The 20,736-nt window shown below is 68.7% G+C and carries 14 protein-coding genes; all 14 read left to right on the top strand.

Annotation, left to right across the window (positions count from 1 at the left end; all coding sequences use genetic code 11):
* The first annotated feature begins 172 nt into the window (after window positions 1-172).
* Window positions 173-2,077, top strand: a complete 1,905-nt coding sequence (locus NX773_RS01060) for a CHASE2 domain-containing protein (RefSeq protein ID WP_258854552.1) — start codon at window positions 173-175, stop codon at window positions 2,075-2,077.
* On the top strand, window positions 2,074-3,339 hold the full coding sequence (locus NX773_RS01055) for a tetratricopeptide repeat protein (protein WP_258854551.1): 1,266 nt from the start codon (window positions 2,074-2,076) through the stop codon (window positions 3,337-3,339). Before NX773_RS01060 ends, NX773_RS01055 begins: the two co-directional genes overlap by 4 nt.
* A gap of 2 nt (window positions 3,340-3,341) precedes the next feature.
* The gene (locus tag NX773_RS01050) at window positions 3,342-4,526 is read left to right on the top strand and encodes an acyltransferase family protein (protein ID WP_258854550.1); all 1,185 of its coding nucleotides are present in this window, start codon (window positions 3,342-3,344) and stop codon (window positions 4,524-4,526) included.
* A 136-nt stretch (window positions 4,527-4,662) separates the two neighbouring features.
* A complete protein-coding gene (locus NX773_RS01045) occupies window positions 4,663-5,355 on the top strand; it encodes a Crp/Fnr family transcriptional regulator (RefSeq protein ID WP_258854549.1) in 693 nt (230 codons plus the stop codon).
* A gap of 230 nt (window positions 5,356-5,585) precedes the next feature.
* Window positions 5,586-6,386, top strand: a complete 801-nt coding sequence (locus tag NX773_RS01040; protein WP_307728418.1) for an ABC transporter permease — start codon at window positions 5,586-5,588, stop codon at window positions 6,384-6,386.
* Window positions 6,386-7,609, top strand: a complete 1,224-nt coding sequence (locus NX773_RS01035) for an ABC transporter ATP-binding protein (protein WP_258854548.1) — start codon at window positions 6,386-6,388, stop codon at window positions 7,607-7,609. Before NX773_RS01040 ends, NX773_RS01035 begins: the two co-directional genes overlap by 1 nt.
* Window positions 7,606-8,838 (top strand): FkbM family methyltransferase, encoded by a 1,233-nt coding sequence (locus NX773_RS01030; RefSeq protein ID WP_258854547.1) that lies wholly within the window; start codon window positions 7,606-7,608, stop codon window positions 8,836-8,838. The genes NX773_RS01035 and NX773_RS01030 overlap by 4 nt, the downstream gene beginning before the upstream one ends.
* A gap of 3 nt (window positions 8,839-8,841) precedes the next feature.
* Window positions 8,842-11,742 (top strand): glycosyltransferase, encoded by a 2,901-nt coding sequence (locus tag NX773_RS01025; protein WP_258854546.1) that lies wholly within the window; start codon window positions 8,842-8,844, stop codon window positions 11,740-11,742.
* Between the two features lie 16 nt (window positions 11,743-11,758).
* On the top strand, window positions 11,759-13,204 hold the full coding sequence (locus NX773_RS01020; protein ID WP_258854545.1) for a UbiA family prenyltransferase: 1,446 nt from the start codon (window positions 11,759-11,761) through the stop codon (window positions 13,202-13,204).
* Window positions 13,205-13,216: 12 nt separating this feature from the next.
* On the top strand, window positions 13,217-15,151 hold the full coding sequence (locus NX773_RS01015; protein ID WP_258854544.1) for a hypothetical protein: 1,935 nt from the start codon (window positions 13,217-13,219) through the stop codon (window positions 15,149-15,151).
* 14 nt (window positions 15,152-15,165) lie between these two features.
* Window positions 15,166-17,085, top strand: coding sequence for a hypothetical protein (locus tag NX773_RS01010; RefSeq protein WP_258854543.1), 1,920 nt, complete (start codon window positions 15,166-15,168; stop codon window positions 17,083-17,085).
* A gap of 176 nt (window positions 17,086-17,261) precedes the next feature.
* On the top strand, window positions 17,262-18,242 hold the full coding sequence (locus NX773_RS01005) for a glycosyltransferase family 2 protein (RefSeq protein WP_258854542.1): 981 nt from the start codon (window positions 17,262-17,264) through the stop codon (window positions 18,240-18,242).
* The gene (locus NX773_RS01000) at window positions 18,235-18,612 is read left to right on the top strand and encodes a GtrA family protein (RefSeq protein WP_258854541.1); all 378 of its coding nucleotides are present in this window, start codon (window positions 18,235-18,237) and stop codon (window positions 18,610-18,612) included. The genes NX773_RS01005 and NX773_RS01000 overlap by 8 nt, the downstream gene beginning before the upstream one ends.
* Window positions 18,609-20,690: an ArnT family glycosyltransferase gene (locus tag NX773_RS00995; protein WP_258854540.1), complete on the top strand. Its 2,082-nt coding sequence runs from the start codon at window positions 18,609-18,611 to the stop codon at window positions 20,688-20,690. The genes NX773_RS01000 and NX773_RS00995 overlap by 4 nt, the downstream gene beginning before the upstream one ends.
* Window positions 20,691-20,736: the final 46 nt, after the last annotated feature.

Genomic DNA, 20,736 nt, shown 5'->3' with positions numbered 1-20,736 from the left:
TCCCCTTTTCTCCGCGATTATCCGCACGGACAATCGCGTTTTCCGTGACGACCATCACATTCTAGTGCAAAGTTGAGTCCGCTTCCGTGAAGTTGAACGTCTCCTCCGTTAGTCTGAAAGCAAGTTATACTGCGCGTTTCAGATTTTGGAACACTGGCATTCCAAGGGCTGCGTGGTCGAACACACTCTCAAATCTCCTGCTGCGCGCTACCATTTCCGGCTTCCGGCACCGCTGGCGCGCGCGCTGATCGGCGCACTGGCGCTGGCGCTGACCATCTTTGCCCAGTGGGGCCCGGCGGTTGGAACGTCGTTTTTCGGCAACGAACTTGCGCGCGATGTGTTCGTGCGCATGCGCGCCATCACCGCTCCGGAGCCGCGCGTGCTGGTGGTCGATATCGACGAGGCCAGCCTGGCCCAGCTCGGCCCCTGGCCGTGGCCGCACAGCCGCATTGCCGACCTGGTCGAGACGCTCCTCGACCGCTACGAGGCACGCGGCGTTGCGCTCGACATCCTGCTGCCGGAAGCGGGCGACGCGCTGGGCGACGCGCGCCTGGCCGCGCTCGCCCGGCACGGGCCCCTGGTGCTGGCGCAGGCCTTCGACTACGACTTCGCGCAGCTGCGCCCGCAGCCGCTGCGCGCCGGCGTGCTGGCCGGCGCCCGCCCGCGCAACGACGGCGCGGCGACGCCGGCCACTGGTTACATCGCCAACCACGCCGGCCTGTCCCATGCCCGCCACGTCGGCAACATCGGCTTCATCCCCGACCCTGACGGCGTGCTGCGGCGGGTGCCGCTGCTGACCAGCTTTGACGGCCGCCAGTACCCGGCGCTCGCGCTCGCACTGGTGGACTGTTGCGCCGGCGGCGGCGCAATCGCGCTGCCGGCCGATCCGCTGCTGCGCGTGGACTACCGGCGCGACTGGGGCGCCTATACCGTGGTCAGCGCCGCCGACATCCTGGCGCAGTCGATCGACCCGGCAAGCGCGCGCGGGCGGCTGGTGGTGGTCGGCTCCTCCTCGCTCGGCATGACCGACCGCGTCGCCACCCCGTTTGCGCCCAGCCGCCCGGGGCTGGGGGTGCAGGCCACCATGCTCTCGACCCTGCTCGACCGCCAGCAAGGCGCCGTGCCCGCGCCGTGGCCAGGCCGGCTGCTGGCGCTCGGGTTCGCGCTGGCGGCGGTGCTGCTGGCGGGCTTCGCGTTCCCGCGCCTGGCGGCCGCCGCCAGCGTCGGCCTGCTGGCCGCGCTGTCCCTGGTCTGGCTGGGAGTGGCGTTCGCCGCCGCGCCGCACGATCCGGTGTTCTCGACCACCGCGCCGCTGGCCACCAATCTGTTCCTGCTGGCGGTCGCGGTGCCATACCAGTGGCAACTCACCCAGCGCAAGTCGCGCCGCCTGCTCGACACCCTGCGCCAGTATGTGGCCCCCGGCGTGGTGGCCGAGCTGCTGCGCAGCGACATGGAAGACCCGCTGGCGCCGCGCCTGCTCGACGTGACCACACTGATCGCAGACATGCAGGGCTACACCAGCCAGGTCGAGTCGCTGTCGATGGAAGAAGCAGCCGAACTGACGCGCGCCTTCCTCGACTGCCTGACCGGGCCGGTGATCGCGATGCAGGGCACGCTGGACAAGTACACCGGCGACGGCCTGGTCGCGTTCTGGGGCGCGCCACTGCCGCTCGAGCATCACGCCGACCTCGCGCTCGACGCCGCGCTCGAGATCCTGCAACGCGTCGATCGCCTGTCACGCGAGCGCGAGAAAGCCGGCCTGCCACGCCTGCGGGTGCGCATCGGAATCGAGTCCGGCCCGGCGATGGCGGGCGACTTCGGCACCTCGTTTCGCAGCATTTACACGGCGGTGGGCGACAGCGTGAACACCGCCTCGCGCCTGGAGCAGGCCGCGCGCGACTTCCCGCATGACGTGATCATCGGCGCCGGCACGGTCGAGCGCGCGCGCCGCCATCGCTTCGTGCTGCTGGGTGAACGCCACCTGCGCGGCAAGGGCAAATCGACCACCCTGTACACGCTCGACATCGGTGCCGCCCAGCCGCTGCCCCTGTTCGAGGCCGCGGAGGCGCGCGCATGATGCGCCGCCCGGCCCACCTTGCCGCCGCGCTCGCGCTGGCTGCCGCGCACACGCTGGCGCACGGCCAGGCGCGCGAGAGCTGCGACGCCGGCGCGCTGCGGCAGGACCTGTACCAGAACGCCCTGCAATCGATCGCCGAAGGCCGCCGCAGCGACGCCTCGCGCGAGCTGCGCTGCCTGATCGAGAACGAACCGCAGCACGCCGGCGCCTGGCTCGACCTGGCCATGACCCAGTGCGCGCTGGGCCACTCCGAGGAAGCCGAGCGCCTGTTCGCCACGATCGAGACGCGCTTCGCGCCCTCGCGCTTGACCCCGGGTTGGGAAGAGATGCTGCGGCTGATTGCCGAGGCGCGCGAGGAAGGCTGCAACCGCTGGCACCCGGCGAGCGCGTGGTCGTTCACGGCCGGCCGCGGCGTGGACCAGAACGTCAACCAGGGCGCGCTCAGCTCGACCTATATCAGCGGGGGGACGGACGGCCCGATCGTGCGCGAGCTGTCGAGCGACTTCCGGCCGATGCATGACCAGTACAGCTTGCTGTCGGGTGACTACACGCGCGACATCACGCCCAACGGCACCACCGGCTTTGCGCAATACGTCGTGCGCCGCAACGACCGGCTGCGCCAGTACGACAGCGCCTCGGCGTTTGCCGGCGTCGATACGCCATGGCGCGTCGGGCGCTGGACCCTGCGCGGCAGCGCCGCCGTGGGACTGGTCACGTTGGGCAGCAGGCTGTACCAGCGCCAGCTGCAGCTGCAGGCGCGCGTCACGCCGCCGCTGCCGCTGCCGACCGGCATGCAGGCAAGCGTTCTGACCGGCTTCGCCTACAACGAATTCCTGACCCTGTCCAACTTCAATTCGAACATCTGGGACACCCGCGCCCAGCTCACCTGGCGCCGCCCCAACCTGTTCGCCAGCGCATCGGCCGGCCGCCTGCTCGATCACGCGCTGGCGGCGCGCCCTGGCGGCGACCGCCATGGCTGGTTCGGCAACTTGCTGGTCAAGCGCCACCTGGGTGGCAATCTGGCCGGCGAGCTGTCGTTCACGCGCCAGACCTGGTCGAGCACATCACCCTACTCGCCGGGGCTCATCGACGAGGTCCGCGCGCAAGGCACCAACGTGGCCCGCGCCAGCCTGATGTACACCCTCACCCGCAACCAGTCGATCCAGCTGGAGGGACGCGTGGTGCGCAACCGCGAGAACATCTCGATCTTCCAGTACAACTCGCGCCAGCTGCAACTGAGCTGGCAATGGCAAGGATTCTGACAATGGCCACACCCGGCGTGCGCTCGCTCGGCAGCGCGATCGAAGGCCACGACAATGGTTTCAACCTGGTGCGCCTGGTATGCGCCCTGCTGGTGGTCGTCTTCCATGGCTACCAGCTCAATACCCTGCGTCCCGCGACCGACCCGGCCACGCTGTGGCTGCAGCCGGTCACCGACCTTGGCGGCCTGGCGGTGGCCGTGTTCTTCCTCGTCAGCGGCATCTTCATTACCCAGAGCTGGATGCGCGACCCGCATCCCGGCCGCTACGCGCTGCGCCGCGCGGCGCGCATCGTGCCGGGCCTGTTCGCCTGCCTGCTCGTGACCACCGTGCTCGCGTGCGCGTTCTTCTCCGATCACGGGCCTGGCACCCTGCTCGGCGCGGAGCCCTGGCGCTTCATTTTCGGGAACACGGCCCTGCATGAACTGCGCTACATCATCCCGCCCGAAGAGCTGCGCATCCCCGGCGTGCTGGCCGGCCAGGACCTGAACGGCCCGCTATGGACGCTGTATTGGGAAGGCCGCATGTACGTGATGGTGGCGCTGGTCGGCCTGTCGGCGGCGCTGCCGCTGGCCACCTGGATGCGCGCCTGCGCGCTGTTCCTGCTGCTGGCGGCCAACCTGTTCCCCGAGGTGGCCGCGGGCTACGTGTGGGAAGTGCGCCTGTGGTCGATGTTCCTGGCCGGGATGCTGCTGCAGACCGTGGCCGCGCAACTGCGCGTGGGCGCGCTGCAGGTCGGCTGCGCGCTGGCCCTGCTGGCGCTGAACTGGACCCGCTTCGGCGCCCTCACCCCCAGCCCGCTGACCTGGTTCGGCATCGCGCTGGCCGCCGGCGCGCTCGCGCTGTGGGCAGGCGGCGCGCGCGTGCGCCACATCGGCCACATCCAGCGGCACGACTATTCGTACGGCGTGTACATCTACCACTGGCCGGTGCTGCTGATGCTGCGCGCCGTGCTGCCGCCGCTGGGCGCGCTGCGCCTGACCTTGCTGGCAATGGCGGTGACGCTGGCGCTGGCGGCGCTGAGCTGGCACCTGGTCGAAGCACCGGCCCTGCGGCTGGCGCGGCGCTGGCTGGGCCAGCACCGCCGCCTCATTGCGGCCGGTCCGGCCCCCGTGTCCCCGCCATCCGGCCAGGCCGATGCTGCAAAAAAGCCGCAAGCTGCCGCCAGGATTGACGCGGACTCAGCCTGAACCGCTACAATCTCTCCTTGTCGGAAATCTTTTCCGTAAGAACGCCGCGCAGGCGCCCTTGCCGTCGCGGCAGCTTTACCAGTGACTATCGATGACGTCCAACGCCAATCAAACGCAACAGCCTGGTGAGGTGCCGATGGAAGAGCGGCACATCCAGATTCACCTGCGCAAGATCCCGCTGCTGTCGCAACTGACCGACGAGGAAATCATCCGCGTCAAGCAAGAGTTCCGGTTTCGCCATTACAACAAACGCGACATCGTGTTGCAGAAAGGCGGCCACGGCGACGGGTTGATGTTCCTGCTGTCCGGCCAGGCCCAGGTGATCGACGTGACCGAGGACGGCCGCGCGATCGGCCTGCGCCTGCTCGCGCCCGGCGACTTCTTCGGCGAGATTGCGCTGATCAACAACTCGACCCGCTCGGCCTCGGTGGTGGCGATGACCGACGTGCTGGTCGGCTTCCTGCCCGCCCCCGCCGCGATGCACCTGTTCTCGCACTCGCCGTCGGTGGCCAACCAGATGCTCAAGCACCTGGCCCAGAAGATCCAGCGCGACTCCGAGATCCGCGCATTGCTCAGCATTAACAATACCTCGAAGCGCATCTACGCCTTCCTGGTGATGCAGCAGAAGAAGGACGACACCCCCAACGGCCAGGCGGTGGTGGAGAACCTGCCGACCCACCAGGACATTGCCAACATGGTCAACACGAGCCGCGAAACGGTGACCCGCGCGCTGCTTGCACTGGTGCAGCAAGGTATCGTCGAGAAAGATTCGCACCGCCTGATCATCCGCGACCCGGAAGCGCTGAAGAAACTGGTGCAGGCCACGTAGCGTGGGCAGCTTGCTGCCCACGCGTTCGAGTGAAGCGTGCGCTGTTGGACGCGTGGGCAGGAGGACCTGCCCACCCTGCCGCAGCGCCCAATTGAGCACGGACAAGTCGTTACAAATCGTTCAATAATTGTGGCAATTGTGTGGGCTATAATGCCGGGTTCACACGGCAATGCCACTTCCATGACGACGTCCCTTTCGCACGCCCGCGCGGTCTTTGCGCGCCCCAAGCCATGATTGCGCCACCCATGCTGCGCGCGCTGTGGTCGTACCGCGGCTTCGTGGTGGGCAGCGTCAAGCGCGAATTCCAGGCCCGCTACAGCAATGCCATTCTCGGCGCGTTGTGGTCGCTGCTGTCGCCGCTGGCGATGATCGTGGTGTACACCGTCATCTTCGCCGAGGTCATGCACAGCAAGCTGCCCGGTGTGGCCTCGCAATACGGCTACAGCATCTACCTGTGCGCCGGCGTCCTCACCTGGGGCCTGTTCGCCGAGATCGTCGCGCGCGGCCAGAACGTGTTCATCGAGCAGGCCAACCTGATCAAGAAGATCAGCTTCCCGCGCATCTGCCTGCCGCTGATCGTGGTGTTCAATGCGCTGGCCAACTTTGCGATCATCTTCGGCCTGTTCACGCTGTTCCTGCTGGCCTCGCACAACTTCCCGGGCCTGGTCTGGTTCGCGCTGCTGCCCGTGCTGGCGGTGCTGGTGCTGCTGGCCACCGGCATCGGCATGGTTGCGGGCGTGCTCAACGTGTTCTTTCGCGACGTCGGCCAATTCCTGACGATCGCGATGCAGTTCTGGTTCTGGCTCACGCCGATCGTGTATCCGGCCTCGATCCTGCCCGAGAACGTGCGAGCGCTGCTGTCCTGGAACCCGATGGCCGCGGTGATTGGCGCCTGCCAGGCGATCCTGGTCGAGGGCCGCGCGCCCGACTGGGCCAGCTTGGGCCCGGCAGCCGTACTGGCGGTGCTGCTGTGCGTGTTCGGCCTGCGCCTGTTTCGCAAGCGCTCCGGCGAAATGGTGGACGAACTCTGATGGGCGCGATCGTCGTACAAGGCCTGGGCAAGGCCTACAAGCAGTACGCCAACCGCTGGTCGCGGCTGGCCGAGTGGATGCTGCCGTGGGCCGGCCAGCGCCACAAGCTCAAGTGGGTGCTGCAGGAAATCAGCTTCGAGGTCGCGCCGGGCGAGGCCGTGGGCCTGATCGGCATCAACGGCGCCGGCAAGAGCACCCTGCTCAAGCTCATCACTGGCACCACGCAGCCGACCACCGGCAGCGTGTGGATGGAAGGACGCGTGGCCGCGCTGCTGGAGCTGGGCATGGGCTTTCACCCCGACTTCACCGGACGCCAGAACGCGATCATGGCCGGCCAGCTGCTCGGCCTGTCGCTGGACGAGGTCACCGCGCTGATGCCCGAGATCGAGGCGTTCGCCGAGATCGGCGAGTACATGGACCAGCCGGTGCGCGTGTACTCGAGCGGCATGCAGATGCGCGTCGCGTTTTCGGTGGCCACCGCGCGCCGGCCCGACATCCTGATCGTGGACGAGGCCTTGTCGGTGGGCGACGCCTACTTCCAGCACAAGAGTTTTGACCGCATCCGCAAGTTCCGAGAACAGGGCACCACCCTGCTGCTGGTCTCGCACGACAAGCAGGCGATCCAGTCGGTATGCGACCGCGCCATCCTGCTCGACGGCGGGCGCCTGGCCAGGCAGGGCAACCCGGAACAGATCATGGACTTCTACAACGCCCTGATCGCCGAGCGGGAGAACGACACCGTGCGCCTGCAAGAGACCAGCGCGGGCAAGGTGCAGACCATCTCGGGCACCGGCGAAGCGACCGTCTCGGACATCGCGCTGCTGGACGAGGACGGTCAGCGCGTCGAGGTGGTGGACGTGGGCGCTCCCGTCACGCTGCAGGTCAAGGTGCAGGCCAGGGCGCCGATTCCGCGCATGGTGCTGGGCTACATGATCAAGGACCGGCTCGGCCAGCCGATGTACGGCACCAACACGCACCTGAAGGAGCTGCCGCTTGCCGACGTGGCGGCCGGCGAGGAAGTGGTGTACCGCTTCGCGTTCCCGATGAACCTGGGCCCGGGCACCTATTCGGTGGCCACCGCGATCGTGAGCACCGAAACCCACCTCGTGAACAACTACGAATGGCGCGACCTGGCGCTCGTGTTCACCGTGATGAACATGCGCCGAGCGCACTTCGAGGGCTCGGCCTGGCTCGATCCCGCCATCGACATCGAACGCACATGACTTTCATTACCTACGCCCAGAACTGCGAGGACGTGCTGCTGTGGCGCGCGCTGGGCCACGTCAAGGACGGCTTCTACATCGACGTGGGCGCCAACGACCCGGTCGAGCACTCCGTCACCAAGGCCTTCTACGACCGCGGCTGGCACGGCATCTCGATCGAGCCTTTGCCGGCCTACCACCAGGCCTTCCTCGCGCAGCGCACGCGCGACGTCAACCTGGCCATTGCCGCCGGCGCCGCCGACGGCGAACTGACCCTGTACGACGTTCCGGACGTGCGCGGCTGGGCCTCGCCCGAGCGCGAGGTGGCCGATGCCCACGCGGCGCAAGGGCACAAAGTGGCCGAGCTCAAGGTCCCGGTGCGCACCCTCGCCTCGGTGTGCGAGCAGTACGTGCAAGGCGACATCCACTTCCTGAAGATCGACGTCGAGGGCTTCGAGGGCGAGGTCCTGCGCGGCATGGACTTTGCGCGCTGGCGCCCGTGGATCCTGGTGATCGAGGCAACGCTGCCCAACAGCCGCGTCACCAACCACGACACCTGGGAGCACATGGTCACGGGCCAGCGCTACCGCTTTGTGTGGTTCGATGGATTGAACCGCTACTATGTGGCCGAGGAGCACCCGGAGCTGGAAGCGGCGTTCGGCGTGCCGCCCAACGTGTTCGACGAATATGTCAGCTACCACCTGGCCGAGGCGTGGGACGCGCACAAGTCGGTGGTCAAGGCGCTGCGCGAATCGGAAGCCCACGCGGCGGTGGCGCGGGTCGAGATGCACGACGCGATGCAGCGCGCCCAGCAGCTGGAAGACCAGGGCGAGCAGCTGCGCGCCGAGCTGGCGGCCGTGCATGCGGCCAACCACCAGACCAGCCTGTGGGCGCAAGGCCTGGAGGAGCACCTGGTCGCGATGCAGAACAGCACCTCGTGGAAGATCACCCGTCCGCTGCGCGGCGCGGGCCGCGTCGTGCACTCGCTGCGCCGCCCGGGACTGGCGCGCCGGGTCCTGTCGCGCATCACCTCGTACGAGCCGCTGCGGCGCGCGATCATACCCATCCTGCTGCGCTACCCGGCGCTGGGCAAGCGGGTGTCCGCCTCGCTGCAGGCCTTGAAACAAGCCGTTCCCGGCCCGGCGCCGGAAGGCGCGGCCGTGCCGGAGGAGCTGCGCGCCCTGCCCGCCTCGGTGCGCGCCGTGCTGGCCGACCTCAAGCGGGCCCGTTCCAACCAGGCAGGCAGCTGACCCATGCGACTCGTTATCGATTTCCTCGACAGCGGCCCGGTCATCGAACCGGCCGACCTGCAGCTGGCACGCGAACTGGCGGCCGAAGCGCACAACCGCGAAGTGTGGATCGCGGCGCCGCTGTCCGCCCCGCGCGCGATCGAGACCCTGCGCCTGGCCTTCCACGACCTGCTGCCGCCGGGGCGCGTGCGCGCGTTCGACCTGCCGGCCTCCGGCCGCATGCGCGAACTGCTGCGCCAGCACGCGCTGGCCGGGCTCGAACCGTCCGTCGTGTTCGTGCCGGCGCGCCCCGGCAACGGCCGCGCCGGCAGCCGCAACACGGGCAGTTTCCCGGTGCTGGTGGCCGAAGCGCACGGCGCCAACGCTGCCGACCTGTGGACCGAACTGGCCGCCACCGCCGCCGAACGCCTGCCGCAAGCGGCGCGCAGCGGCAAGCCGAAGCTGGCCTACGTGTCGCCGCTGCCGCCCGAGAAATCGGGCATTGCCGACTACAGCGCCGAGCTGGTGCCGGAGCTGGCGCGCTACTACGACATCGAGCTGGTGATCGGCCAGGACAAGGTCGAGGACCCGCGCCTGGCCGCCTGGCCGCTGCGCGATGCCAACTGGCTGCGCGAGCACGGCTGGCAGCTCGACCGCGTGCTCTACCACTTCGGCAATTCGCACGCGCACAAGCACATGTTCGAGCTGGTGCGCGAGGTGCCGGGCGTGGTGGTGCTGCACGACTTCTACCTTTCCGGCGTGCTCGACAACCTGGAACGCGAAGCCTACCTGCCGCAAGCATTCCTGAAGGCGCTGTACGAGTCGCACGGCTTCCCCGGGCTGTATGGCCACCGCAAGGAAGGCCGCAACCCGTCGATCTGGAAGTACCCGGTCAACAAGGGCGTGCTGGACGCCGCCAGCGGCGTGATCGTGCACTCCGAGTTCCCCAGACAGCTGGCGGCAGAGTGGTACGGGCCGGGTGCGGCCGACGACTGGCGCACCATCCCGCTGTTGCGCGGCAAACCGGAAGGCGCCTGCTCGCCCGAGGCGCGCACGGCCGCGCGCGAGCGGCTGGGCTTTGCGCAGGACGACTTCGTCGTCTGCACCTTCGGCATGCTGGGCCGGACCAAGCTGAACGAAGAGCTGCTGGCGGCCTTCCTCGCGTCGCCGCTGGCGCAGGACCCGGCCTGCAAGCTGGTGTTCGTCGGCGCCAACGAGCCGGGCCTGTACGGCGCCGGCGTCCTCAAGACCATCGCCACCAGCGCTGCGTCCGAGCGCATCAAGATCACCGGCTTCGTCGATGCGGCGGTCTATGCCGACCACCTGGCCGCCTGCGACTGCGCGGTGCAGCTGCGCGCCTCCACCCGCGGCGAAACCTCGGCCGCCATCCTCGACTGCCTGCTGTACGGCGTGCCGACCATCGTCAACGCGCACGGTTCGGCCGCCTCGATCGCGGACGACCTGCTGGTCAAGCTGCCGGACGCGTTCACCCAGGCCGAGCTGGCGGCGGCGCTGGCGCAGCTGCGCGCCGACGAAGCGCTGCGCAGCCGGCTCTCGCGCCACGCGCTGGCGCACATGGAGACCGAGCACGCGCCGCGCCACGTCGGCAAGCTGTACCACGAAGCGATCGAGTACTTCGCGCTGCGCGGTCCCCACGCGCACTACCGTGCCGTGGTCGATGCCTGCGCCCCGCTGTGCAGCCCGTCCGAGCTGCCGCTGGCCGCCGCCAGGATCGCATTCAACCGCGCGCCCACGCCGCCGCGCCAGCTGCTGGTGGACGTGTCGGCGCTGGTCCAGTCCGACCTCAAGACCGGCATCCAGCGCGTGGTGCGCAGCGTGCTGCTGGCGCTGATCGAGGAGCCGCCGCCCGGCTACCGGGTCGAGCCCGTGTTCTCGGCCGGCGGCAACCGCAGCTACCAGTACGCGCGCCACTTCGGCCTGTCGCTGGTGGGCGAAACCGGCATCGTGCTCGAGGACGCGCCGGTCGACCTGCGCCCCGGCGACATCTTCTTTGGCCTGGACCTGTTCACCAACGGCACCAGCCAGAACGAGGAACTGCTGCTGTCGATGCGCGCGCGCGGCGTGGAGATCTACTTCTGCGTATTCGACCTGCTGCCGATGCTGCGCCCGGACGTGTTCCCGTTCGGGACCGAGCAGTACTTCGGCGACTTCCTGCGCACCGTGCACAAGGTGTCGGACGGCGTGGTGTGCATTTCGCGCGCGGTGGCCGACGAACTGGCGCAGTGGATCGCCGACCAGGAACTGGAGCGCGCGAGCCCGCTCAAGCTCGGCTGGTTCCACCTGGGCGCCGACATTGACGCCAGCGCGCCCACCCGCGGCCTGCCGCCGGACGCCGGCCGGGTACTGGCCGCACTGGGCGAGCGCCCGAGCTTCCTGATGGTCGGCACGGTGGAGCCGCGCAAGGGCCACACCCAGGCGCTGGCCGCGTTCGAGCTGCTGTGGGAACAGGGCGTGGACGTGAACCTCGTCATCGTCGGCAAGCAGGGCTGGATGGTCGAGAAGCTGGCCGAACGCATGGGCTCGCACGTCGAAAAGGACAAGCGCCTGTTCTGGCTGGCCGGCATCTCGGACGAGATGCTGCAGAAGCTGTACGCCGGCTCCAGCGCCCTGCTCTCCCCGTCCGAGGGCGAAGGCTTCGGCCTGCCGCTGATCGAGGCGGCGCAGCACAACATTCCGATCATCGCGCGCACCCTGCCCGTGTTCCGCGAGGTCGCGGGCGAGCACGCCTTCTACTTCGAGGGCCTCGCGCCGCGCGACCTGGCCGACGCCATCAAGGCCTGGCTGCAACTGCACAAGCAAGGCAAGGCGCCCGCCTCCACCGGCATGCCGTGGCTGACGTGGGACCAGAGCGCGCGCCAGGTGCTGGACGCGCTGATCGGCCAGCAGTGGTACCGCAGCATCTGAGAGCGCAAGGACAGCCATGCTCCAAGAAGAAAAAGGCGTGAAGCGCCCCCGGGAAGATCACCCGCCGCTGGTGGTGGACCTGGACGGCACCCTGATCCACTCCGACCTGCTGTGGGAAACGCTGGTGCTGTTCCTGCGCCGGCACTTCCTGCGCGCCTGGCTGCTGCCGTTCTGGCTGTTCAAGGGCAAGGCGGGTTTCAAGGAACAACTGGCGCGCGAAGTGGAACTGGACGTCGCCGCCCTCCCTTACGACAAGGCGCTGCTGTCGCTGATCCGCGCCGAGCGCGACGACGGCCGCGCCATCGTGCTGGCGACCGGTGCGCAGCGCCGCCTGGCCGACCAGGTGGCCGCGCACACGGCTTTGTTCGACCTGGTGCTGGCCACCGAAAGCATCAACCTCACCTCGCACAACAAGGCCGAGCGCCTGGCGGCGCTGTACGGCGCGCAGGGCTACGACTACATCGGCAATTCGCGCGCCGACCTGCCGGTGTGGCTGGGCAGCCGCACCGCCTACTGCGTGGCCGGAAAAGAATATGTGCTGGCCGACGGCCGCAGCACCACCCAGGTCGGCAGCACGCGCGGTGGCGCGGCGCGCGCGCTGTTCAAGGCGCTGCGCCCGCGCCAGTGGCTCAAGAACCTGCTGGTGTTCCTGCCGATGCTGGCCGCGCACGCGCTCAATGCGGACATGCTGGCCATGTCGCTGCTGGCCTTCGCCGTGTTCTCGGCCTGCGCATCGAGCGCCTACCTGCTCAACGACGCGCTCGACGCCCAGGACGACCGCCTGCACCCGACCAAGCACAAGCGCCCGATCGCCGCCGGCGCGCTGCCGTTGCCGCTGGCGCTCGTGGCCAGCCCGCTGCTGGCGCTGGCTGCGCTGGCCGTGTGCGCGGCGATCAAGCCCTTCCTGCTGCTGCCGCTGGGCGTGTACTTCGTGGCCACGCTGGCCTATTCGGTGTACCTGAAGCGCCTGCTGATGGTGGACATCGTCACGCTGGCCTTGCTGTACTGCCTGCGCGTGCTGGGCGGCTGCGCGGCGACCGGCATCGCACCCTCGTTCTGGCTGCTGGCGTTCTCGTTCTTCATCTTCCTGAGCCTGGCCCTGCTCAAGCGCCACAGCGAACTGTTCAACCTGCACCGCGACGGCAAGGAAAAGACCCGCGGACGCGGCTATACCACAGCCGACAAGACCCCGGTCGGGATCATGGGCATCAACGCCGCCTTCGTGTCAGTGCTGGTATTCATGCTCTACTTTAATTCGCAGAACGTGGTCCAGATGTACCGCCACCCGGACTGGCTGTTCGGGATCGTGCCGCTGCTGGTGTTCTGGCTCGGCCGTCTGTGGGCGCTGTCGTTTCGTGGCCAGGTGAACGAGGACCCGGTGCTGTACGTGAGCCGCGACAAGGTGAGCCTGGCCGTGCTGGCGCTGTGCGCGGCGCTGGTGGTGGCCGCGGCCGGCTGGTGAGATGGAGGGGCCATGAGCAAACAACTGCACACCTGGCGCTTTGCGCTGATCCTGCTGGCGCTGCTGTCGGCACTGCTGGCCTGGGGCAAGCCGTGGATCGGCGGCGACGTCCTCGAATACCTTGGCGACACGGTCGCACTGGCCGCGCACCGCTCGCCCGACATCCGCATCGAGGACCTGGGCGCCGCCAAGCCGCTGGCGCCCGAACTGGCCCCGGTGTACGACGTGCTCGCCGAGCAGATGCGCACCAATACCCCCCGCGTGTTCCAGGCGTTTGTGCGCGGCCGCGAGGGCAAGGTCTATTCGATCCACTTCTTCGGCTACTCGATGCTGGTGGCGGTGCCGTTCAAGGTGCTGGAAAAGCTGCACCAGCCGCCGCTCAAGGCGTTCCAGGTGGTGAACCTGGCGGCGGTGTTCGTGCTGGGCCTGGCGCTGCTGCGCTTCTTCGGTTCCAGCGCCAGGGCCTTTGGTGGCGTTGCCCTGTTCATGCTGTGCGGCGGCTGGCTGTACTGGGACTGGACCAGCCCCGAATGCCTGAGCGCGGCCGCCCTGCTGTCCGCGCTGCTACTGTTTGCCAGCGGCGCCCCGGTGGCGGCCGGCCTGCTGGCGGGCCTGGCCAGCCAGCAGAACCCCACCATCGTCATGTTCTTCGGCTTTGCGCCGCTGCTCTTTGCGCTGCAGGCCTGGCGCAACGGCGCCACGCCCGCGCAGGCGATCCGCGCCGCGCTCGGCGCGCGTAACCTCGCGGGGCTGGCCTCGGGCCTGGCGCTGTTCGCGCTGCCGCCGCTGTTCAACCTTTACCATTTCGGGGTCCCGAGCATCATCGCCAAGTGGTTCTCGGACCCGTCGCTGGTGTCCGGGGTGCGCCTGGTGTCGTTCTTCTTCGACCTGAACCAGGGCATGTTCCTTGCCATTCCGGCGCTGGCGGTGGCGCTCCTGGCCTGGGGCTGGGGCCGCGCGGGCGAGCGCGGCAAACAGGCGCTGGTGCTGGCCGGCTGCGCACTGTTCACGCTGGCCCTGGCGCTGCCCACGCTGGTGATCACCAACTGGAACTCGGGCGCCGCGGGCCTGATGCGCTATGCCTTCTGGGCCGCCATGCCGCTGCTGTTCGCGCTGCTGCTGCGCCTGCGCGAGCAGGAACGCTGGCCGCTCGTGCCGGTGCTGCTGTTCGTGGCCGTGCAGGCGGGCTCCATGGTGTATGCCAAGAGCTACCCGTACATCGAGTTCAGCCCGCTGGCGCAGCGACTGCTCGACCGCGCGCCGGACCTGTACCACCCGGAACCCGAGATCTTCGCCGAACGCATGGCGCGCAACGACGACGGCATCCAGAAGGACAAGATCTACGTGTACAAGGTCGCCGGCCGTCCGGTCAAGACGCTGATTAACATCGCCAACCCGGCCGCCGAGGGCCTGCTGTGCGGCGAAGGCGGCGCGCTTGCGCCGGAAACGCGCATCGTGGGCAGCGCGCACGGCTGGCGCTACATCGACGGCCAGCCGCACTGCCTGGAAGGCGGCCTGCCGCAGCAGCGCTTCAAGGCCGACCAGTTCGAGGCCGGCGTGGGCATCAGCCTGGCCACTGGCTGGAACGGCGTGGAGCGCTCCGGCGAACCCTGGAACGGCGTGTGGTCCAACGGCGCGCATTCGCGCATCCTGGTCACGCCGGCCAACGGCCTTGCACCGGCCACCGTCAGCTTCACCGGCCACTACTACGACGGCAACAAGCGCACCCGTGTCAGCGTCAACGGCATCGACCTTGGCTGGCACCAGCTGGACCGCGAGGGACCGATCGCGCTGCCGCCGCAGGTGGCCAGAACGCGCCTGCTGGAATTCGACCTCGAGAACGAAGCGCCTGCCCTGCCGGGCGGCGCCGACACGCGGCGCATCGCATTCTTCCTGCGCGAACTGGACCTGCGCGCCAGCGCCAGCACCACGGCGCGCAACCACTAAGCCCACACCCCGGCATGTTCAGGACGCTGCGACAACACGCGCGCGCAAGCTACCGGAACGGCGAACCGCGCCGTCCCGCGTCCACGGCGCCGTTCGCGGCCATGCTGGCCCTCCTGCTCGCGCTGCTGTACGCCGTGGCCACGCCGCAGCACAGTGGCGACGTCGAGGAATACGCGCTGATGACCGTGGCACTGGCGCGGCACGCCAGCCCGGACATCCGCCCCGCCGACATTGAAGCCACCAAGGTCCTGCTGCCGCCGTTCGCCGATGCGCTGTCGCGGCTGGAGCAGGCCTGCGCAAAGGGTAGCGAGCAGTGCGCGCCGGGCTTCTGGCGCGGGCGCGACGGCCGCGTGTATGCGATCCACTTCTTCGCCTACCCGGCGCTGGCCGCACTGGCGACCAAAGTGGTGCCGCTGGCCGGGGCGCCGGCCTTCAAGGCCTTCCTCGCGGTGAACCTGGCATGCGTTTTCGTGCTGGGGATGGCGCTGCTGCGCCTGTTCGGCAGCGCGGCGCGCGCCATGCTCGGGGTGCTGCTGTTCGTGCTGTGCGGCGGCCTGCTGTACGGCGCCTGGAGCAGCCCCGAGATGTTCAGTGCGAGCGCGCTGCTGGCCGCGCTGGCGCTGAACGCAAGCGGGGCGCCGCTGCGCGTCGGCCTGCTGGCGGGCCTGGCCGCCACCCACAACCCGCCGATCGTGTTCTTCGCCGTGTTCGCGCCGCTGCTGCGCCTGTGCGGCGCATGGCGGAGCGGCACCGGCCTGGCCGCCAACGTGCGCACCGCGGTGGGCATGCGCGAACTGGCCGGGTCGCTGCTCACCATCGCCATCTTCGCGCTGTCGGTGCTGTTCAACCAATGGGCATTCGGAGTGCCGAGCATCATCGGCAAGCTCGCGACGTCCGCCGCCATGGCAACCCCGAACCGGCTGTTCTCGCTGCTGTTCGACCTGAACCAGGGGATGGTGGTCGGGGTGCCCGGCCTGTTCGCGGTATTGCTGTTCGGGCAGCGCGGCCGCGCCGCCTGCATCGCCGGCGTGGCCGTGCTGTTCTCGATGGCGATGGCGGTGCCGGCGCTGGTGGCGTACAACTGGAACTCGGGCGCGCAGGGCATGATGCGCTACGCCTTCTGGTGCGCGATGCCCCTGCTGTTCGCCTTCCTGTGGCGCCTGCGCGAATCCGCGCGCCTGCCGGCGGCGCCGCTGGTTGTGGTGGCTACGCTGCAGGTGGTCAGCATCGTCCACGCCAATGCCTACAATTTCGTGTCCATGAGCCCGCTGGCCGCGTTCGTGATGGCGCACGCGCCGGCCGCCTACAATCCCGACCCCGAGATCTTCCACGAGCGTGCCAACGGCCAGGAAAGTGCGCTCGACCCGCAACGCATCGACAGCTATGCGGTACACGGCACGGTGGTCAAGCGGATGTTCAACGTGGCCAACCTGAACGCCGGGACCGCCTTGTGCGGCCAGGGCCAGGTGCTGGCGGACGATACGCCGATGACGGCGGCCGACGGTGGCTGGCGCTACATCAACGGCAGGCTATCCTGCGTGCCTGCGATCGACATCGAGGTCGGGCAGGCGGGGCTGCAGCTCGCGGGCGGCTGGAGCCACGTCGAGCATGGAGGCGCGTTGTGGAGCGGCGTGTGGTCGGACGGCGCGCGGGCGCGGCTGGCGATCGCGCTTGACCCACGCCAGCGGCCCACCCGGCTGGTGCTGCACGGGCGCTACCATGGCGCCAACCGCCGTACCCGGGTGAGCATCGACGGAACCGACCTGGGCTGGCAGGCGCTCGACCAGGCCCCGGAGCTGGTGGTGCCCAAGGCGCCAGATGGCGCCTGGCTGCTCTCGGTGGAACTGGAATTCGATGCGCCAAACCTGCCCGCGCCCGGCCAACCGGACCAGCGCCACATCGCGTTCTTCCTGCAGAAAGTCACGATGCATTAGCTTCGTAGGATGGGCACATCGTGCCCACGCGTTCAACCAGTGCCCGCGCTGCCTGGACGCGTGGGCAGACAAGCTGCCCACCCTACCAAAGCCAATCATTACCTTCCACGCTTAGACAAAGGCTCAGCCATACGCTACCATCCGTGCAGCCCATTTCTCAACAGCCGCCGCCGCTCATGCATCGCACCGAATCCATCGCTGTCGTGATTCCGAGCTTCAAAGTCACACGCCAGATTCTGGACGTGATCGCCGGCATCGGACCCGAGGTTGACCGCATCTATGTGGTCGACGACAAATGCCCCGACGGCTCGGGCAAGCTGGTGCGCGAGCAATGCCTTGACCCGCGCGTGACCGTCCTCGAACACGACGCCAACCAGGGCGTCGGCGGCGCCGTCATCACCGGCTACCGCGCCGCGCTGGCGGACGGCGCAAAGGTCATCGTCAAGGTGGACGGCGACGGCCAGATGGACACTTCGCTGATCCCGCGCTTCGTGGCCCCGATCCTGGCAGGCGAAGCCGACTATGCCAAGGGCAACCGCTTCTTCAACCTCGAACACATCCGCAGCATGCCGCCGGTACGCCTGTTCGGCAACGCGGTGCTGTCGCTGCTCACCAAAGTCTCGTCCGGCTACTGGGACCTGTTCGACCCGACCAACGGCTACACCGCGATCCACGCCGACTGCCTGCGCTTCGTCCCCTTCGACAAACTGAGCCGGCGCTACTTTTTCGAAACCGACATGCTGTTCCGCCTGAACACGCTGGGCGCGGTGGTGGTGGACGTGCCGATGGACGCCGTGTACGCCGACGAGGTGAGCAACCTGAAGGTGTCGCGCATCGTCACCGAATTCGCGGCCAAGCACCTGCGCAATTTCTGCAAGCGCCTGTTCTACAACTACTACCTGCGCAACATGTCGCTGGCCTCGATCGAGCTGCCGCTGGGCCTGTTCCTGATCTGCTTTGGCACCGTGTACGGGATCACGCACTGGCTGCGCTCCGCCCAGCACGAGGTCGTCACTCCGGCCGGCACCGTGATGCTGGCGGCGCTACCGGTAATCATGGGCGTGCAGCTGGTGCTGGCCTTCCTGGCCTACGACATCGCCTCGGTGCCGCGCCGGCCGCTGCACAAGAAGACCTCGTACTCGCGCATCCATGCATAAGCTCTTCGCCCACTGGCGCCAGTTCGCCGTGTACGTCAGCGGCGGGCTGCTGTGCGCGCTGGTGGACATCGGCATCATGCAGGCGCTCATCCGGCACGGCGTTCATTACGCCAGCGCCACCACGGCCGGCTTTGCCGCCGGGCTGGTGGTCAACTACGCCTTCCACGCCCGCGTGACCTTTGCTGCCAACGCCTCGCCCGCCAGCTTCATGCGCTACCTGTGCATCGTCGGCGTCAACTACCTGCTCACCCTGGCCTGCGTGGCCGTGTTCGAGCAGCTCGCCGGCAGCCCGCTCGCCGGCAAGCTGCTGTCGCTGCCGCTGGTGGCGCTGAACGGCTACGTGCTGGGCAAATACTGGATCTTCAAGTGACACAGCCCCCGCTCCTGACCGACCGCTCCGCGTGGAAGATCCTCGTGGGCGCCACTTTCGTGGCCATCTGCGCCTGGCTGCTGGTGCGCTCCGGCGGCCTGTACCCAAGTGTGTTTGCCGACGAGTGGTACTACGACAAGCTGTCGCGGCTGCAGCCGCTGCACGAGTCGGTACTGCCGTCCTGGCTGTACCTGTGGCTGTTTTCCGCCAGCAGCATGTGCGGGCCGCGCTTTTACGACTGCGTGCATGCGGGTAACGTCGCCTTCTTCGCCGCCGCAATCCCGTTTGTCTACCTGATCGCCCGCCATTACACCGGCAGGGCGGTGGCCGCCTTCATCGCGCTGCTCGCGATGCTGGCGCCGTTCAACCTGTACACCGCGTACTTCATGCCGGAGTCGATGTACTTCTTCGGCTTTTGCGTGCTGACCTGGATCGCGTTGACCCGCGCCCATTGGCCGTGGGCACGCTACGCTGCCACCACCGGCATCGTCCTTGGGCTGATGAGCCTGGTAAAGGTGCACGCGCTGTTCCTGGTCCCGGCGCTTTGCCTGTTCCTGCTGTACACCCGCTGGATGGGCGGCGGGCGCTGGCTGCGCGACGGCGCGCGCGCGGTGGCGCTGGCGCTCGCCTGCGTGGCGGCGGTCCGCTTCGGCCTGGGCTACCTGCTCGGTGGCAGGTCGGCGCTCGACCTGTTCGGCAATTTCTACGGCGGCGCTGTGCACGCCGCCGGCAGCCGCTCACTGTTCGCCCTGGTGGCGCCCGCGCTGGTCAGCGCCGGCGGCCACCTGATGGCGCTGGCGCTGCTGCTGCCGCTGCCGCTGGCGATGGTGGCCGCCTCGCTGCTGCGCCCGCCGCCGCGCGCGCAAGCCGGCAAAGGCGCGCTGCTGCAGCTGTATGCATTCCTCATGCTCGGGTCGGCCGCCGGCGTCACGGTCCTGTTCACCGCGTCGATCGCCAATGCCGGCCTGAACAACGAAGGCCTGCGCCTGCACCTGCGCTACTACGACTTCATCTTCCCGCTGCTGTGGCTGGTTGTGGCCGCCGCCGCGGGGCAACGGCAGAGCGAACCGCGCACTCGGCTGCGCTGGGCAATCGCGCTGGTGGTCGCGGCTGGTCTGGCGGCAGCGATCTCCCGGCTGGGCCAGTTTTCGCCCAGCCCGGTCGACGGGCCGGACCTGTACGCGATCACCGTCCACAAGCAAGGGGTGCTGCTGCTGGCCGCGCTCGATGCGCTGCTGCTGTTCCTGTGGGCGCGCGGCCGCGCCGTGGCCGCGCCCCTGTTCCTGTTTGCCGTACTGCCGGCAACGGTGCTGTGCGGCGCGTTTGCATCGACGCAGACGCTCAAGGGCGCGCGCGTGCAAGACCTGGCCGAGCGCGCTGCCGACTACGCCCGCGCCCACATCCCGCCCGCCGAGCGCGACCAGGTGACGGTGGCCGGCAACGACACGCCGCGCCTGATGCGCACCCAGTTTCGGCTGGATGCAAAAGACTCGATGACGCTGCTGCTGGCGCCGGACGCGCCGATCGAGCACGCGTCGCTGCCGACCCGCAGCAAATGGCTGCTGGTGCTGGGCAACCATCCCTTGCCCGACGGCGTGACGCCGCTCTACCGCAACGACGAATTCAGCCTGGTGCGCATCCACGGCGGGCACCGGCGCGTGGGCCTGGCCTCGCTGGCGGCGCCGTTCGGCCAGGGACTGATCGCCTCGGCCTCGGGGCTGTCGTGGGCCGAAAGCTGGGGCCGCTGGTCGGATGCCGACAAGGTGGTGATCCGCTTTAACATGCCGCTGCCGCGCCACCTGCGCGTCGTGCTCAAGGCGCAGGCGTATGACGTGAACACGCAGCTGCCGTTCACGATGCACGTGGGCGAGCGCAGCGAACAGTTCAAGGTGGGCTGGGCGCCGCAGGACGTGAGCGTGGCGTTCGAGACCGGCGGCGCCGAACGCGAGATCGTGATCGATGTGCCGCATCCGGTGTCGCCCACGGTGCACGGCCAGCCCGACCCGCGCCGGATCGGCATTGGCATCAGCGAGATCGAGATCGGCGATACCGGCGGCGACGGCCTGGCCAACAACTGAAGGGGGTAGAGGGCAGCGTGGGCAGGAAAACCTGCCCACCCTACGT

This window comes from Massilia solisilvae, from assembly GCF_024753215.1.
Classification (GTDB): domain Bacteria; phylum Pseudomonadota; class Gammaproteobacteria; order Burkholderiales; family Burkholderiaceae_D; genus Telluria; species Telluria solisilvae.
This window is presented reverse-complemented; position numbering and strand designations above follow the sequence as displayed.